At 53.7% G+C, this 16347-nt stretch carries 12 protein-coding genes; 6 read left to right on the top strand and 6 right to left on the bottom strand.

Features of this window, described 5'->3' with window-relative positions; translation table 11 throughout:
- From HMPREF0573_RS01125 to pta, 4 genes are all read right to left on the bottom strand, one after another.
- On the bottom strand, nucleotides 1-2004 hold the full coding sequence (locus tag HMPREF0573_RS01125) for an MFS transporter (protein WP_013188664.1): 2004 nt from the start codon (nucleotides 2002-2004) through the stop codon (nucleotides 1-3).
- Nucleotides 2005-2094: 90 nt separating this feature from the next.
- Nucleotides 2095-2604 (bottom strand): MarR family winged helix-turn-helix transcriptional regulator, encoded by a 510-nt coding sequence (locus tag HMPREF0573_RS01120; RefSeq protein WP_004009956.1) that lies wholly within the window; start codon nucleotides 2602-2604, stop codon nucleotides 2095-2097.
- A gap of 129 nt (nucleotides 2605-2733) precedes the next feature.
- Nucleotides 2734-3921 (bottom strand): acetate/propionate family kinase, encoded by a 1188-nt coding sequence (locus tag HMPREF0573_RS01115; protein WP_013188663.1) that lies wholly within the window; start codon nucleotides 3919-3921, stop codon nucleotides 2734-2736.
- Nucleotides 3922-3979: 58 nt separating this feature from the next.
- Nucleotides 3980-4969 carry a phosphate acetyltransferase gene (gene pta, locus HMPREF0573_RS01110; RefSeq protein ID WP_049776687.1) on the bottom strand — a complete coding sequence of 330 codons (990 nt, stop codon included), beginning with the start codon at nucleotides 4967-4969 and terminating at the stop codon, nucleotides 3980-3982.
- A 203-nt stretch (nucleotides 4970-5172) separates the two neighbouring features.
- On the opposite strand from pta, the gene gnpA reads away from it, so the two are divergent.
- From gnpA to HMPREF0573_RS01085, 5 genes are all read left to right on the top strand, one after another.
- Nucleotides 5173-7425, top strand: a complete 2253-nt coding sequence (gnpA, locus tag HMPREF0573_RS01105; protein ID WP_013188661.1) for a 1,3-beta-galactosyl-N-acetylhexosamine phosphorylase — start codon at nucleotides 5173-5175, stop codon at nucleotides 7423-7425.
- Between the two features lie 104 nt (nucleotides 7426-7529).
- The gene (locus tag HMPREF0573_RS01100; RefSeq protein ID WP_013188660.1) at nucleotides 7530-8846 is read left to right on the top strand and encodes an ABC transporter substrate-binding protein; all 1317 of its coding nucleotides are present in this window, start codon (nucleotides 7530-7532) and stop codon (nucleotides 8844-8846) included.
- A gap of 116 nt (nucleotides 8847-8962) precedes the next feature.
- Nucleotides 8963-9982 (top strand): carbohydrate ABC transporter permease, encoded by a 1020-nt coding sequence (locus tag HMPREF0573_RS01095; RefSeq protein WP_004009952.1) that lies wholly within the window; start codon nucleotides 8963-8965, stop codon nucleotides 9980-9982.
- Nucleotides 9975-10943 (top strand): carbohydrate ABC transporter permease, encoded by a 969-nt coding sequence (locus tag HMPREF0573_RS01090; protein WP_004009951.1) that lies wholly within the window; start codon nucleotides 9975-9977, stop codon nucleotides 10941-10943. The genes HMPREF0573_RS01095 and HMPREF0573_RS01090 overlap by 8 nt, the downstream gene beginning before the upstream one ends.
- A gap of 72 nt (nucleotides 10944-11015) precedes the next feature.
- Nucleotides 11016-12533, top strand: a complete 1518-nt coding sequence (locus tag HMPREF0573_RS01085) for a family 20 glycosylhydrolase (protein ID WP_004009950.1) — start codon at nucleotides 11016-11018, stop codon at nucleotides 12531-12533.
- 29 nt (nucleotides 12534-12562) lie between these two features.
- Here the strand turns inward: HMPREF0573_RS01085 and HMPREF0573_RS01080 are convergent, their stop codons facing one another.
- Nucleotides 12563-13315: a GntR family transcriptional regulator gene (locus tag HMPREF0573_RS01080; RefSeq protein WP_041797859.1), complete on the bottom strand. Its 753-nt coding sequence runs from the start codon at nucleotides 13313-13315 to the stop codon at nucleotides 12563-12565.
- A 176-nt stretch (nucleotides 13316-13491) separates the two neighbouring features.
- Between HMPREF0573_RS01080 and guaA the strand changes: the two genes are divergently transcribed.
- A complete protein-coding gene (gene guaA, locus HMPREF0573_RS01075) occupies nucleotides 13492-15078 on the top strand; it encodes a glutamine-hydrolyzing GMP synthase (RefSeq protein ID WP_013188657.1) in 1587 nt (528 codons plus the stop codon).
- 735 nt (nucleotides 15079-15813) lie between these two features.
- Here guaA and HMPREF0573_RS01070 read toward each other — a convergent pair.
- On the bottom strand, nucleotides 15814-16335 hold the full coding sequence (locus HMPREF0573_RS01070) for a hypothetical protein (protein WP_004009947.1): 522 nt from the start codon (nucleotides 16333-16335) through the stop codon (nucleotides 15814-15816).
- Nucleotides 16336-16347: the final 12 nt, after the last annotated feature.

Genomic DNA, 16347 nt, shown 5'->3' with positions numbered 1-16347 from the left:
TTACCCTCTGAGTGAGTTTTTGGCGGCGGTTTTAGCTGTCTTCATAATGTGGGCGTCGAGAGTTTTCTTGGAGGGAACCCCAAACAGCAACAGCACTCCGAACAGCGACACGAGGGTATAGAACCAGAACAAGCGGATAAATCCCCGATTGAGCTCCAGCTGGAACGTCGACTCGATAGTGTCCGCGTGAGCGTCGATGTCCTGGAGATAATCCTGGCGGGCTTGCTCTAAAGCTGGTGGGACGAAACCCAGCCGTTTCTTCATGGCGTTACTTTGGCTGGCGAACGTGTAATTCGCCAGCTCCTTGGAACGTGCCACAATGTTGGTGACATCCGCGCTCTGGAGGCGATTGAGCAACTTATCAGGCAAGTTAGACATGGAAAAATTGGGGTTGATTGTGTCTCGAGGAGGGACAGAGGATTGCGTGTCACCGCGGGGGTTACCGGTTGACGTTTGGTTTTTGCTGGAGTCTTGCCCTGCTGAGGGGGGCATTTGCCCCTGGCTCGATTGATTGCCGACCCCCGGCATTCCATCAGGAGCCGCTGCCATAGTGCTGGACAGGGCAGACATATCCGGCTTCGGCAGGACATCCATAACCTTTTCGGACAGACCACCCATAGCGGTGGCGAGCAGACCCACCATGATAGCTGGGGCGAGAGTGGTAGCTAGCGATCGTGTTAAGGACAGCGTCGCCTGACCGGTATTCGCGTCACGGCTGGGCACCAGGTGCAAAATCAGGTAGGTCAGGGGAGCTCCCATCAAGAACCCTAGTCCGAAGCCCATCACAAAGATGGATACGCTGGTTGACAGGAAACCGGGATACGGGGAAGTCCAGAAGATTAGCAACAGACCTGAGATGGCGGAAATCAGCATTCCTAGCCCCAGCACAAAGCGAGGACCGAGTTTATCGGTGAGTCGTCCGGAAATCGGTGCTGCGATACCGGAAGCCAGCCCGATGATAATCGTGGGGTAGCCGCCATCACCCGTAGACAGGCGCATAGAGTTCTCGGCGAACTGCGGGATGAACATCACGGTCATCATGAGCGCGCCTGCCACCATCCCGAGCAACAAAGTCACCCCGACCGGAATGTTCGCGAAATAATCAAAGTTGATTAACGGGTCATGGACACGATGCTCGGTAACCCAGAACACTATCCCCGCAATCGCGAAAATCAGCAGGGAAACCCGCACATTGGAATCCTGGAAAGAGTAACCGAGGTCGGTGAAATCCAGGTGTTGAAACATCCACAACAGGGCAGTGATAGCAACGACGATTAAGACGGTGCCCGGAATATCCAAGTGGCGACCTGCTTCGGCGCGCTCGCGGTCCAAGAACATTGCTCCCAGAACTACCACTGCCAGGGCAATCGGCACGTTAATGTAAAAAATCCACTGCCAGTTATCGGTGCCAGCGATGTCCATGATGAGAGAGCCTGCAGAGCCGCCAATGACTGAAGCCACGCCGTAAACCATGCCGACCAGCCCCAGAGCCATACCGCGCTTTGCGGGAGGAGCGATGACCCCAGCAGCGGCGGTAGCGACTGGCATCATGCCACCGCCACCCACGGCTTGCACCACGCGGGAGGCTAGCAGCAAACCGAAAGATTGAAAGTCTTGGGCGAGTCCACACCCTAGTGAACCAATCCCGAACAGGGCGATAGCCAGCACATATACCGGTTTGCGCCCTAACACGTCTGCCAGTTTACCGATGACGGGGATAGCAATGGCATACGCCAGGGTGTAAATCGTAAAGACCCAGACGCCAGCCTGGTCATCGACTCCTAAACTGTTTTGGATGACGGTACGCGCCGGATTCACGATGCCCATATCCAAAGCACCCATGAAAATTCCTGCCAGGTACAGCGCCAGAATCAATCCCCAACGATTCGGCACAGTGTGTTCCAGTGAAGCTAAACCTGTGGGGTTTTCGTGGTCATTTTGCGTTTCTGCCTCACTGTATGCCGGGGCAGCTGCGGGTTCATCAATGGTAGTAATCACGGTCATGTGATTAAGTATATTGATAGTTAAGAAACTTAATCAAATTAATAGAAAGCTCCCGCGGAACTGTGGGGAAAGGCAGGTTTTCCTCAGAGGTTACTGGTTTTTGTGGGGTTTAGGAGAAGACTTCGTGTGGTGGGACTCGCCAATCTGGTCGGTGAATTCTGACAGCATCTCCGTGAACTGTTTGATTTCCTGGTTAGAACGGTCGGCGAACACGCCATTCAGGTCCACATTTACGGAACCGACAAAGTTGTGACCCAGCTTGTCTCCAGATTCCGCAATCCGCAGCACTGCCCGGCGGCGATCTTCTGGATCTGTTTGCCTGCTGATGTATCCCAGATTGACCAAACGATCCACCAGATAGCTGGCGGCAGCGCGAGTAATGTGCAACCCATCGGCGAGTTCCGAGGGCGAGAGGGGTTTTCCGGCAATCTCGGAACGCCAAATCATCAGCAGACCATCGCCATCCTTGCCGTGCATTCCTAAGTCGGCTGAGATATTGGCAATCAAATTGTTAGCGGAGAACACCAGGCGGTGAAACTCGTAAACCAACTGTTCACTCAGCGCCGAGCGCTCCTTATCGACTTTAGCAACCTCACTCATGATGTTAAGTATATTGACAGTTAAGTGATTTTAACTAAACTGGGCAGTTTTCCGTGGCTGCCAGATCCCGAGTCGATGTCAGGTTTTCTAAAACAGAATGAACCCCGGCATATCCAGGGCTCACTCCATTTAAATCAAGCGAACCACCTGACGTGCGATGGCGAGCTCCTCGTTGGTGGGTACCACCAGCACCAGCACTTTTGAATCATCGGTAGAGATGCGCCAAATTGCCTTGGAACGGTCACGGTTTTCGTTGCGTTCGCGGTCAATCTTGACCCCGATGAACTCGAGTTTTTCACACAAGCGCCGCCGGATGCGGTCATCGTTTTCACCAATGCCGGCGGTGAAAGTCAGCACGTCCAAGCCGCCTAACTCAAAAGTATAGGCACCGATGTACTTCAACAAGCGCTGCTGATAGGTCTGCAAAGCCAGCAGGGCATCGGAATCGCCCTCATCACGGCGTTTCCAGACATCGCGCATATCATTATCGCCGCACATACCTTTCATACCGGATTGCTTGTTAAACAGGGTGTCGACTTCATCCACGCTCATTCCTTTGCGCAGCAGGTGGAACACCACAGCGGGGTCAATATCGCCGGTACGGCTGCCCATGACCAGACCCTCCAGCGGCGTCAAACCCATAGAAGTGTCCATGGGCAGGCGCCCCAGTTCTGCGCAGGCGGACGCACCATTTCCCAGATGCAGGGTGATTTGTTTGACTGTGTCGTCGCCCAGGTAGTCACAGACTTTGTTGGCTACAAATTCATGGGAGGTACCGTGAGCGCCATAGCGACGGATACGGTAGTCATGCGCTACCTGCTTGTTGAGGGCGTAGCTGCGGGATTTTTCGGGCAGACCGGCAAAGTATGCGGTATCAAAAACAGCTACGTGGGGCAGGTCGGGCCACAGTTCCATAGCGGTGTCGATGCCGATGAGGTGGGCGGGATTGTGTAAAGGCGCCAAGTCGCACAGTTCCTCAATCTTGGCGCGGACATCATCGTTCACGATAGCCGGTCCTTTGAAATGCCAGCCACCTTGGACGATACGGTGACCAAAACCGGATAAATCTACGTGTTGCAAGTCAGGCCCGTGGGCTGCGAACATCTCGATAATCTGGGTCAAGGCTTCCTTGTGACTCGGAAGGGGCAGCGCCGCGCTGAACTTGCTGGCATGGACTTCGTGGGTAACTTCCCCTCGATCGGTGCCGATGCGTTCCGCTTGACCTTTGGCCAGCACGTCACCGCTGACGGGTTCGATTAGCTGGTACTTCAGGGAGGACGAGCCGGAGTTAATCACAAAAATGGTTTGGTGGCGCATAATGATTGTTCCTTTTTCTCTTCACAAGGGCGTTCGTGGGGTTTCTTCCCGCGGGAGCCTAACCTTGGGCTTGGATAGCAGTAATGACGATGGTGTTGCTGATGTCATCCACGGTGGCTCCGCGTGACAAGTCGTTGACCGGGGCGTTTAGTCCTTGCAAGATAGGTCCCACCGCCAGCGCGCCACTGGTGCGCTGCACTGCTTTGTAGGTGATGTTTCCGGAGTTCAAATCGGGGAAGATAAACGTGTTTGTTTGTCCGGCAACGGGGGAATGCGGAGCTTTCTGGGCAGCCACGGACTCGACTACTGCGGCATCAAACTGGAGCGGACCGTCGATGGACAACTCGGGGGCTGCCGCACGGGCTTTTGCCGTCGCCTCCCGGACCAGGTCAACCAGCGGACCTGAACCGGAGTCAAGCGTGGAATAGGACAGCATGGTAACTTTCGGTTCCAAGCCAAACTGGGCCGCAGTCTTTGCGGAAACCACCGCAATGTCTGCCAGCTGGGCGGCATCCGGGGAAATCGTCACTGCACAATCTGCATATAGGTCAAAATGATCGTCAAAAACCATGAGGAAAGCCCCCGAAACCAGTTTCACGCCGGGCTGGGTCTTAATGAGTTGCAGCGCGGGACGAATGGTGTGGGCGGTAGTGTGAGCCGCTCCTGAAACCATGCCATCGGCATCCCCGCAGACAATCATCATGGTGCCAAAGAAAGAAACATCTTTTAGAGTCTCCCGCGCAGTGGCTTCGTCCATACCCTTATGCGAGCGCAGTTCCACCAGCTTGGCGGTGTATCGTGCCAGCTTTTCGTCATCGTGGAGACTAACTATTTCAGCCGCGTCCAGGTCTAGGTGCAGTCGTTTGGCAGATTGTGCGATTTGTTCCGTTTCTCCTAGGAACACAATGTCCGCGGCGCCGGTTTGCAAGACTCGAGCGCCAGCTTGCAGCACGCGATCATCGTCTGATTCCGGTAACACGATGCGTTTTCGACTGCCCGCAGCTTTTTTAGTCAAGCCGTTGAGGAATAAGGTTTTGAAGTCGCTCACGTCCAGCTCCAATTCTTTAGTCAGGGTTTGGAAACCACCGGTGGGATTAGACTAAGTCTAGAGATAATCCTACTAACGTTTTCCCAGACAGATTTAAATCCGGTATTGGTAATCCGTTGAAAACCTGACCGGTTTGCAGTCTTGGGGTGTAGCCTTAGTAAAAATTTTGCTCAGCGGGATGACAATTTCAGAAAGGAATCCGTATGTCCGGTCGCGTTACTCTGCCCATTGAAAATGGAATGGACGATGAAATCCGTCAGATAGCCAGGCTTTGGGGGGCTGATGCGGTACGCAACTCGGACGGAACCAAATTGCCCCCCATCACTTCTGAATTGGGGGCGAAAGTATATGAAACCTATTTCGTGGGGCGCGGAGATAATGATTGGGCTGCTGCTCATCCCCAGGACAGGCCACAAATTTTCCTGATGAGTCAGCGTTGCCCGGCCCTGGGTGAGGAACCGCTGCGTATCTCTGTCATGGACGGTTACCTGGATAAACAGGTCGAGCCGGATATTCAAGCTGACCTCCAGCGCTACTGGCAAGTAATCGATCGCACCACCGGGGAAACCCTTCCTTCTGAAAAGTGGAGTCTGACAGGAAAGGGAGCGGACACCCAGGTGTGTATCGCAAAGCCCGCAGCAGGTCACGTCTATACGGTAGATTTCCTAGCTTGGCAAAACTGGGATCCGGTGCAAATGTATAACTACATCACGAATCACTGGGAAGACGATCCGCAGCGGATACGCGAACAACCTTATGACATCCGTAATCCCGAAACTTGGGAATATGCCCAAGCCCACATGGACAAATGGCTAAAGGACCATCCGCACGTGGACGTGGTGAGATTTACGACCTTTTTCTATCAATTCACGTTGGTATTTAACAATCGAGAAAAAGAAAAAATGGTCGACTGGTTTGGCTATCTCGGTTCCGTAACAAAGTTAGCGCTGGCTGAATTTGAATCTAAATATGGGTATGCGCTGACTCCGGAGGATTTCGTTGATGAGGGTTACTATAACTCGCCTTTCCGGCTTCCTCGCTTGCCATTCCTCAATTGGATGGAGTTTTTAGGTGAATTCGTCACGGAACGGGCGCGCATTATGGTGGACAAAGCTCACCAGTCTGGTAAAGAAGCCATGATGTTTCTGGGCGATCACTGGATTGGAACCGAACCCTACGGGGATGATTTCCCTTCCATAGGTTTGGACGCCGTCGTTGGCTCGGTGGGGTCAGCGGCGACATGTCGGATGATTTCTGATATTCCGGGGGTGAAATACCACGAGGGGCGTTTCCTGCCGTATTTTTTCCCGGATGTTTTTTTCGAGGGAGCCGACCCGGTGCCCGAGCTAGAGGCGCGTTGGTCCCAAGCCCGTCGCGCGATTGTGCGTAATCCTTTGGATCGCATGGGATACGGTGGCTACCTGTCCCTGCCCGTGAAATTCCCTAAGTTTGTCCAGAGAGTCTCAGAAATCACCGATGAATTCCGTTCTCTCCACGAGGTCAGCGGGGGTGCGAGACCGGCAGTGTCCACAATTAAAGTGGCGGTATTAAATGCTTGGGGGAAAAAACGCTCCTGGATGACGTCGATGGTGGCTCATGCCAAGCCGTATTTCCAAACTTATGCCTACGAAGGTGTGCTGGAATCACTGGCAGGACTGCCGTTCACGGTGAGTTTTATTAACTTTGATGATGTGTCGCGCGGAGCCCTCGCGGATGTTGATGTGCTCATCAATGCCGGTCAGGCAAACACAGCATTTTCTGGGGGAGATTACTGGGATAAACCTGATATTTCGGCGCGAATTCGTGAGTTTGTAGCTGGTGGCGGCGGTTTTATCGGAGTCGGCCAGCCCAGTGCCTGTTTCGTTGAGGGGAGTGGAACGTTCTTCCAGTTGAGCGACGTTTTGGGGGTGGATCAGGAAGTTGGTTGGACGCTGTCTACGGACAGGTACGTTAACGTAGCCGAAAGTCACTTTATTATCGAGGGATTTGACGCCCTGGAACAACGCAGTCGGGGTAGGGGATTAAAGGAGATTAACGTCCTTGAAGTGGAGTCGCAGCTCCAGCCCGGACGGGAACAAGCGCTGCTCGATATTGGTCCCGGAGTGGGGAGCATCATTCCTACCGGTGGTCAGGTATTGCAATTTATCGACGGTTCGGTTGACTTGAGTGTTCACGAATATGGCAAAGGTCGGTCGGTTTACTTTGCGGGGCTCCCCTACAACAGTGTGAACTCACGGTTATTGCATCGTGCAATTTATTGGGCAGGTCACGCGGAGGAACGCCTTACGGAGAACTATTTTGCGGATCGACCAGAGGTAGAGGTGGCTTTCTACCCGGAGGCTCACAAGGCTTTTGTCTATAACAACTCTGACACTGCACAGAGTGTCAATGTGAGAGGACCGAAGCCTTTCCAAGTAACTTTAGGGGCACGAGAATCCCGTTGGGAAACTGTCTGAAATAATTTAGAAAACCCTCCCCAAGGTGGAAAAAACTGTGGTTGTATTTAACGTGTGGTTTCCTTAAACCATGCTCATAAATAACCGAGGAAGGTAGATTAAACATGCAATTAACGTCTAAACTGCGTTTTGCTGCGATTTTTGCGGGCGTTGGGGCACTAGCTTTGACCGGCCTGACTGCGTGCTCTGATGGAGGCAAGGGGGGCGATACGGGTGCTTCCGGTAAGCCGGTGACGATTAAATACCTGCACCGTTTGCCTGACGGGGAAGGCATGACCAAAGTCGACGAGGTAGTCGCGCAATGGAATAAAGATAACCCGGATATTCAGGTCGAAGCTGTTAAATTCGATGGTAAAGCTCAAGAGCTGATTAAGAAACTTGAGACTGACGTGAAAGCAGGCACGGCGCCGTGTCTGGCACAGGTCGGTTATGCAGATTTAGCTGAAGTTTATGTGAAACAGCTGGTAGAGGATGTTTCCGGAGAAATCGATAAGTACCGCGATAAATTTGCCGCTGGTCCGCTGGATTCCATGAGTATTGATGGAAAGTATTTTGGGCTGCCTCAGGACACCGGTCCGCTGGTGTACTACTACAACAAGGCAGCCTTTGATGAACTAGGTTTGACTGTCCCCACTACCGCCGACGAGTTCGTGGAGACTGCCAAGAAAGCTGCTGAAAAGGGCAAGTTCATTGTGGACTTCCAGACCGATGAGGCCGGTAATATGCTTCCGGCGCTGAGCGCCGCTGCCGGAGATCAGTGGTTCAAGGTCGACGGTGATGCGTGGAAGATTGATACTGCTGGAGCTGGCTCCTCGAAGGTGGCTGACTTCTGGCAGAAACTCCTTGACGCGAAAGCGACGGCTACCGTGCAGCGTTGGGATGAAGAATCCTGGAAGGCAGCTTTGAACAACAACCTGATTGGCACCATCGGAGCGGCTTGGGAAGCTCCGCTGCTGGCAGGCGACATGGCTGGCACTCCGAACGAAGGCAAGTGGGCAGTAGCTCAACTTCCGAAATTTGGGGATGAGGCTGCGTCCGGTCCTGACGGTGGTTCCGGTGTGGCTGTGGTCAAGGGATGCGCTGCCCCAGCAGAAGCTATGAAGTTCAACGCTTGGTTCAACACGCAGATTGATGCTCTGGTTTCTCAAGGTCTGGTAGTCGCCGCCAAGGGCACCATGACTACCCCCGAAAAGGTTTCCGCATTCTACGGAGGTCAGGATGTGTTCGCAGAGCTGACCAAAGCTAACAGTGCGATGAAACCCTTCACCTACATTCCGGGTTGGTCGGCAGTACAGGCAAACGCTGAAGTTGCTGCTAAGGCTGCGGATGGTTCCGGTAAAGTGGCTGATATCTTCAGCTGGAACGCGGATACCGCCAAGTCTACGTTGAGCAATCTGAATTTGAAGGTTTCTGAAAAGTAGCGTGTTTTGTTCCCAACGGAACAAAAGCGAAAATTTTGAGTCATGGGTGTTCACTGAGCAGTTAGTTTCAGCGAACACCCATGACTCTGCTCGAACCAAATTGATGGGGAACCAGAATGGAAAAACAAGTTGAGGAAACAACGTCAGCACCGCTGACGAGACCGGAAAAACAATCGTCTCTGTCTAGAGAGTCTCGGAGTGCGGGGAATACACGGCGAAAGACATCACCGCAGGCAAAAATCCAAATTCGTGCGGGTTGGGCTTTTTTAGCTCCTTTTGTAATTTTATTTGTTCTGGTATTCCTGGTTCCCATTCTGGTATCGATATACTCCAGTTTTTTTCAGCTCAAGACTACCGGTGGGGGTGCGTACGGTGGGGGCGAGTCTGCTAACACATTTGTAGGACTGCAAAACTATCAGTACGTCATCACCTCTCATGATTTTTGGATGGGAATTGGTCGCGTCATCCTCTATACGTGTCTGCAAGTTCCAGTAATGATTATTGCTGCCTTGGTTCTGGCGCTGGTGCTGGATTCATTCTTAGTGAGACATGCGACGATATATCGATTAGGTTATTTTCTGCCTTTTGCCATCCCCGGTGTCGTGGCGGCAATGATATGGCTCTACCTGTATAACACGGAGGTTTCTCCCCTGGTGAAGGGCTTAGCGGCAATAGGGATTAACGTCAATTTTCTGAGCCGGAACGTCGTGTTAGCTTCTATGGCAAACATGACGACCTGGACCTATACCGGATATAACATGCTGATTTTTTTGGCAGCGCTCCAGGCAATCCCGCAGGAACTCTCCGAAGCGGCGCGTATTGATGGCGCCAGCGGGCTGCAAATTATGACTCGAATAAAGATGCCTCTGCTGCGACCAGCGGCGCTGTTGGCGGTCTTGCTCTCTATCGTGGGCACTATACAGCTATTCAACGAGCCAACAGTCATCAGCTCGACCCAAACTTGGATGGGTAAAGCCTATACGCCCATGATGATGGCATATAACACCACTATGGGAACTTTAACTCCCAGCGGAGATGGACCTGGCTCTGCGGTGGCGATTGTCATGGCGCTCATTGCCGGTGTGTTGGCAGTGGGATACTTCTTTGTCGATCGAAAGGTGGGCGGAAATGATTAAGAATCGTAATTCTAAACTTTCACATATGGTGACTGAGCATTCTCCGCAAGGCTTCGACTACATTCCGTCTCGAGAAGGAATGCCGCCGCGGGCTATTGCTCCCTCCATGATTTCCCGCGGAATTACAGCCTTTATGCTGATTCTGGTACTCCTTTATTTCATATTCCCGGTCTATTGGGTCATCATCTCAGCCACAAAAACTAACGCAGAGTTGGCTAACACGTTTGGATTGTGGTTTGCGACGCATGGTGAGGACACTGAGAGTAAAAGTCTCATCGAGGCGATTGGTGTCAATTACGACAAGTTAATGAGCTGGACTCGAGGCAATTTCTGGCGCTGGGTAGTGAACTCTTTGCTTTATTCCACAGCCTCAGCCGCGATCGGAACTCTGATTTCTGTTATGGCGGGGTATTCCTTGGCTAAGTTCACTTTCCCCGGAAAGAACTTGTCTACGGGTATCATCATGGCGGGATTGTTAATGCCTGCCGCGCTTTTGACGGTTCCGATGTATATCGTCTTTTTACATCTGGGGATTTCTAACACTATGGCATCCATTATCGTGCCGTGCTGTGTGTCCCCGTTCGGAGTTTTCCTGGGACGAGTTTACGCGCAAACTTCGGTTCCCACCGAACTAATCGAAGCTGCACGTATTGATGGTGCCTCGGAAGCGCGCATTTTCTTTACCATAGTATTGCGCATCCTTGCCCCCGCTATGGTCACGATTTTCTTGTTCATCTTTGTGGCTTGCTGGAACAACTTCCTGCTGCCTTTGATGATGATTTCGACCGATACTCTGAAACCGGTCACTTTAGGGCTGTACGGGATGATGAGTTACTTTAACCCAGAAAAAGGCGCCGTTATGATGGGTGCTCTGTTCGGGGTAATCCCGCTGATTATCCTGTTCTTAGGTCTGCAAAAGTACTGGCAGTCCGGGCTAGCTGCCGGTTCGGTCAAAGGTTGATTTTCGTTCCTTACCTACCGCGGTGACTACTATCTAAGGTTCAGAACTTTCACAAGAGGTGGCGAGAACAACATGACTTTTGCTTTCCCGGAGCGTGGCGTAACTTTGTGTGCTTCACAAGTTGGTATTTCGATAGAATTTATTGAGGCTCTGCTGGAGCGGATGCACGAACTCGAACTAAACACGCTAATTTGGGAGCTGAAACTGAAATCACCGCGTTGGGAACGCGCGAATACCTGGCATTATTACACATCATCGCAAGTATCGCAGATATTAGCGTTAGCGCAACGCCTCGGGATTGAAGTTATTCCCGAGGTGAATGCGCCCGGGCATATGGGAATTTGGCTAGAAAACTATCCGCAATATGCCCTGCGGCGACCCGATGGAAGTGTAGACCCGGAGGGTAGATTAGATATTACCAATCCGCAAGCAATTGAGTTCTATCTCCGGATAGTCGCTGAATACCTGCGTATTTTCCCCAGTCGTTGGTGGCATATGGGCGCAGATGAATACATGATTCACGATTCCTTCGCTAACTATCCGTACCTCGCGGAATATGCCCACCAGACCTTCGGACCCGATGCTAGTGAATACGATGTTTTTAACTCTTTTGTTAATCAAGTTAACCAGTTTGTAAAAGGGCAGGGCAGGCGTTTACGAACCTGGAACGATGGAGTACACGAAACTTCCGTGGTGCATCTAGATACCGATATTTTGATTGAATACTGGAAAGACGAAGGTCTGCGGATCGCAGATTTTAGACAGCGGGGACACGAGGTCATTAATAACAGCGAGGTTCTATATTGGTCCAGATCTCATCCCCCGTATCGAGTCGACGCCCCCGCCCTGTGGGAAAGCAACTGGGATGCCCGCACTTTTATCGGCAATCAATACCTCTCCGACCCACCACGGGACGGTGCAGGCAGGCAGCGAGGCTTGCGAGTTTCAATCTGGCCTGATGAATCCTATCGGCAAACCGAGCATGAGGTTTGGGAAGCCATTCAAGATTCCTTGATGCTGGTCGCGGAGCTGGGTAAAGACGGCACCAAATGCAATCATGATTGGCGCGCCGTCCGGATGAGTTATCCACCTGTGCCCACAATCGCGGGCAGTACCGTGTCTCCCGGTCTGTATGAGATACCTGGACTGGACGCGGTAGGAAAGGGGCCCTGGCGAGTCCAGCACACGCCAGACGGATATTGCACCCTCGCGGATACAGCTTGCGGAAAGAACTTGACCTTGAAAGACGGGCAAAAGCATTTGGGTGTGGTTACCCAAGCCGGGGCGCGACCGTCGCTGGAGCCCCCAGCTGACATGTCCGTGAGTTGGCCTGCAGGATGGGATGAAGCTGAAAGCCGAAACACTCAAAAATGGATAATCAGCGCTGCAATTTTCACAGATAACCCAAACCTATCCCAGACTGATGAAGTTTTTTGCATAAAACCTGCCCTAACCGGTCAAATCCTAACCCACACTTGTGAAGGCGTGGCACAGTGGCCCTTCGACAGCCTACAGGGCGAGGGCACGTTCACCCTCCGTAAAGTAACGCTCTCGACAGTCGATAAAAAACCCAGCTCTGACATCATTTGATGCCAGAGCGAAGAAGGGGTTCGAAGAATCTAGTGTGCGAAGAGTATGTTCTTCAGGGCAAAGCGGTCTGCCCGGAACAGATATTCGCCATAGGCGGCAATCTTTCCGGATTCGTCATAAGAGACATTTTGGATGCTCAGCACCGTGGAACTCGCAGGAATCCTCAGGAGCTGAGCCTCTGGACCACTGGCCTTACGGGCAGACACCGCTTGACGAGCCATTGTCACGACAACGCCACGCTCGGCTAGGGCACTTTCAAATGAATCACGTTCTAAGGCGGTGGCAGCCGGAGCAATAGAGGAACGAATCATGTCAAACATGAGTCCCGCGGGCTGCCGATCAATCATGCGCAGGCGACGGATAGTGGTTACGTTGGTGCCTGGAGCCACCTCCAGTTTCGCACTGACTTCCTGGTTAGCTGGGGAGGCGCCGTAAGACAAAACTTCCGTAGACGGCTTGTGCCCGTCCGCCTTCATCTGGTCAAAGATGGTGGAGAGGGCATTGGGGCGATGCACTCGGGTCGGAGCTACCTGAGTGCCGACACCACGGCGACGCACCAGCAGTCCATGGTCACCCAGCTGCTGGAGGGCTCGACGAGCAGTAGGGCGAGAGACATTGAGGCGTCGTGCCATGGAAAGCTCATCTTCCAAACGCGTACCGGGGGTAAGCTGACCAGAAAGAATCAATTCTTCAATCGGCTGAGCTATCTGATGGTAGAGCGGAACTGGGGAGTTGCGATCCAGTCGAACGTCAGCTTCGAAGTAAGTTGGTACCTGACTCATGGCGGGTCTCCTTTCCCTTATGTCATTGGTCTATCCTTTGACCCTACATATTATTGTATCGACAATTAATGCCTATACATTAGCGAAAACCGTTGAAATATCAACGAAATATCCCTGAATAAAGTCTGGGAAATTCGGAGTCAATTTATAGCGAAGAAATGTTTTAGGATTAACCCATGGCTGAAAACTTGCAACACGGTAAACCCGTAGGACCTGTCTTAGTTGTCGACTTTGGTGCGCAATATGCCCAACTTATTGCGCGCCGAGTTCGCGAGGCGAAAGTTTACTCGGAAATTGTGGGACATAACCTGACCGCCCGGGAAATATTGGATAAACAGCCTTCAGCCATCATTCTCTCAGGTGGACCGTCCTCTGTTTATGCTCCGGGGGCTCCGACCTTTGACCCGGCAGTTTTTCAGGCAAATGTGCCGGTACTGGGCATTTGCTACGGGTTTCAGGTCATGGCACAAGCCCTGGGGGGCACTGTTAGCCCTACCGGAACTTCCGAGTACGGTCGAACCAACTTGGAAGTGACCCCGGACAGCCGGCTGCTGGAAGGAACCCCTTCTGAACAGGTGGTTTGGATGAGTCATGGGGATGCAGTTTCGGCTGCTCCCAGCGATTTTCAAGTTACCGCGGCGACGGATGATACAAAGGTAGCAGCCTTTGAGAATCCTGAACGAGGGCTGTATGGAGTGCAGTGGCATCCCGAAGTTCGTCACAGTGCCTACGGTCAACGGCTCCTGGAGCATTTTTTGCATGACCTAGTCGGGCTGGATCCGGTGTGGACGCCACAATCCATCATCGACACTCAGGTGGAGGAGATTCGCCAGCGCGTGGGCGATGCCCAGGTTATCTGCGGATTGTCTGGCGGGGTGGATTCTTCCGTGGCGGCTGCCCTGGTTCATAAGGCTATCGGTGACCAGCTGACATGTATCTTCGTAGACCACGGTTTGCTGCGTGCGGGGGAGCGCGAGCAAGTGGAACGAGACTACGCCGCCAACATGGGAATCCGGGTCAAGTCTGTAGACGAGTCCGCCCGCTTCTTGGGAGCGCTGGCGGGGGTGAGCGAACCGGAACAGAAACGCAAGATTATCGGTCGCGAGTTTATCCGCTCTTTTGAAGCCGCCCAACGTGAGCTCGTGGCAGAGATTGGCGCCAGCGGTGGGGAAGTGAAGTTCCTGGTACAGGGGACTTTGTACCCCGATGTGGTGGAATCTGGTGGCGGCAGCGGCACGGCTAATATCAAGTCGCATCACAATGTGGGCGGATTGCCTGAGGACTTGAAGTTTGAGTTGATTGAGCCGCTGCGCAAACTGTTTAAAGACGAGGTCCGTGCTCTGGGGCGCGAATTGGGGTTGCCCGATGTCATCGTGAACCGTCAGCCTTTCCCTGGCCCGGGCTTGGCTATCCGCATCATTGGGGAAGTTACCGAAGAACGCTTGCGGATATTGCGAGCGGCGGATTTGATTGTGCGCAACGAGCTGAGCGCAGCCGGGCTGGACACGGAGATTTGGCAGTGTCCCGTGGTGTTGCTGGCAGATGTGCGTTCTGTAGGGGTACAGGGTGATGGGCGGACCTATGGGCACCCCATTGTGTTGCGCCCAGTTTCCTCCGAGGACGCCATGACTGCGGACTGGTCGCGCTTGGATTGGGAATTGGTGGCGCGGATTTCTAACTTGATTACCAACCAGGTCCCCGAGGTCAACCGCGTGGTACTGGACTGCACGTCCAAGCCGCCGGGGACCATTGAGTGGGAGTGAACTTAGCCCTCGTTCCATCTAGCTGCAAGCCGCCCGTCTAGTGGCGGTGGGCTAGCATCTAGTGGTAGGAATAGGACAAAGCCACCGGAAATTTCGATGAGTGGAATTCGCCGACCAGCCCCGAAATCAAGCGATTTCGGGCTTCTCTTACCTCCTTTGAACTGCGGAAATACTCTTAACGCCTGTTCAACGCCTGCACAGGATGAGATTAGTTGGCATGAAACAGGACTTGTCCCGAAAACGTGCCAATGCCAACGAAATGATTCCATCGCGTTTTTCGGTCACGGCGCCATCTTGGGGCCCTGCGTGTAGTCACCGTGTAATCACCCCGCCTTTTGGCGCTCCGATTCCGTGTATGCGCAGGTAGGAGCGAAGAGTGACAAACCTCCCGGAAACCGGGTTCGGACGCGTTTCCGACAGGTTCTGACGGCATCCGAAGACCCTGGAGTCACTCTCGCCGCGCGTCCCAGAACCCTACTCCGAACGTTTATGGGACGCTTCCGAATTGCAGTAGTTGCCGAAGAGTGACAATCCCGGCGGAAAGAGAAGGGGGCGCCCGCGCCCCCGACAGCTTTATCTGTGCGCCCTCAGCCCTTGAAACGGGCCTTCCAGGCCCCGTAGTCCTCCTCGGAGATCTCCCTGGCGGAGAGCCAGCGCGCATGCGCTTCCACGCCTCCAGGGCCCGGTCGGCCTTCTGGGAGCCCGGGCGCCGGCCGCGTGCCTGGCTCGGCCGCCCTAGGCGTCGTCCTCCACGGCAAGCCGGTCCTCCCTCGACCGGTAGCTGCGCCAGCAGCAGTAGAGGTATCCCAGCACCGCTGCCGCCGACAGCGCGGACACGATGACGAAGATGGCGACGTCATTGAGCCACATCACGGAGGTCCAGCCGCCGAGGTCGACCTCGCTGGACAGCCTCCCGAGTGCCGCCGCGACCCCTATCAGCAGGGAAACACCCGCGCCCTTCCAGACGAGGCCCGTCCCGCCGAAGGTCTTGGCCTCCAGAACGCGGAGAGAGTCGCTGACGGCACCGCTTCTCGCCTTGGCCAGCGCGACGAGAGCGAGCGCGGCGACCAGGGCTGCGAACTCGACCGACTCCCCGAGGGAGCCTCCGCCCGTCCTGGCTAGGTAGTTGAAGCGAGAGGAGATGTCGAACAGCACCCCGCCGGCCAGGATGTAGAAGCCGGCCCGGTAGACTGGGGCGAGGACCGACGACATGCGCTCGTCCTTCCCCTCGCTCTGAGATGTGATGATTTCTTTCATGATGCCCCTTTC

Source organism: Mobiluncus curtisii ATCC 43063, assembly GCF_000196535.1.
GTDB classification, from domain to species: Bacteria; Actinomycetota; Actinomycetes; order Actinomycetales; family Actinomycetaceae; genus Mobiluncus; species Mobiluncus curtisii.
This window is presented reverse-complemented; position numbering and strand designations above follow the sequence as displayed.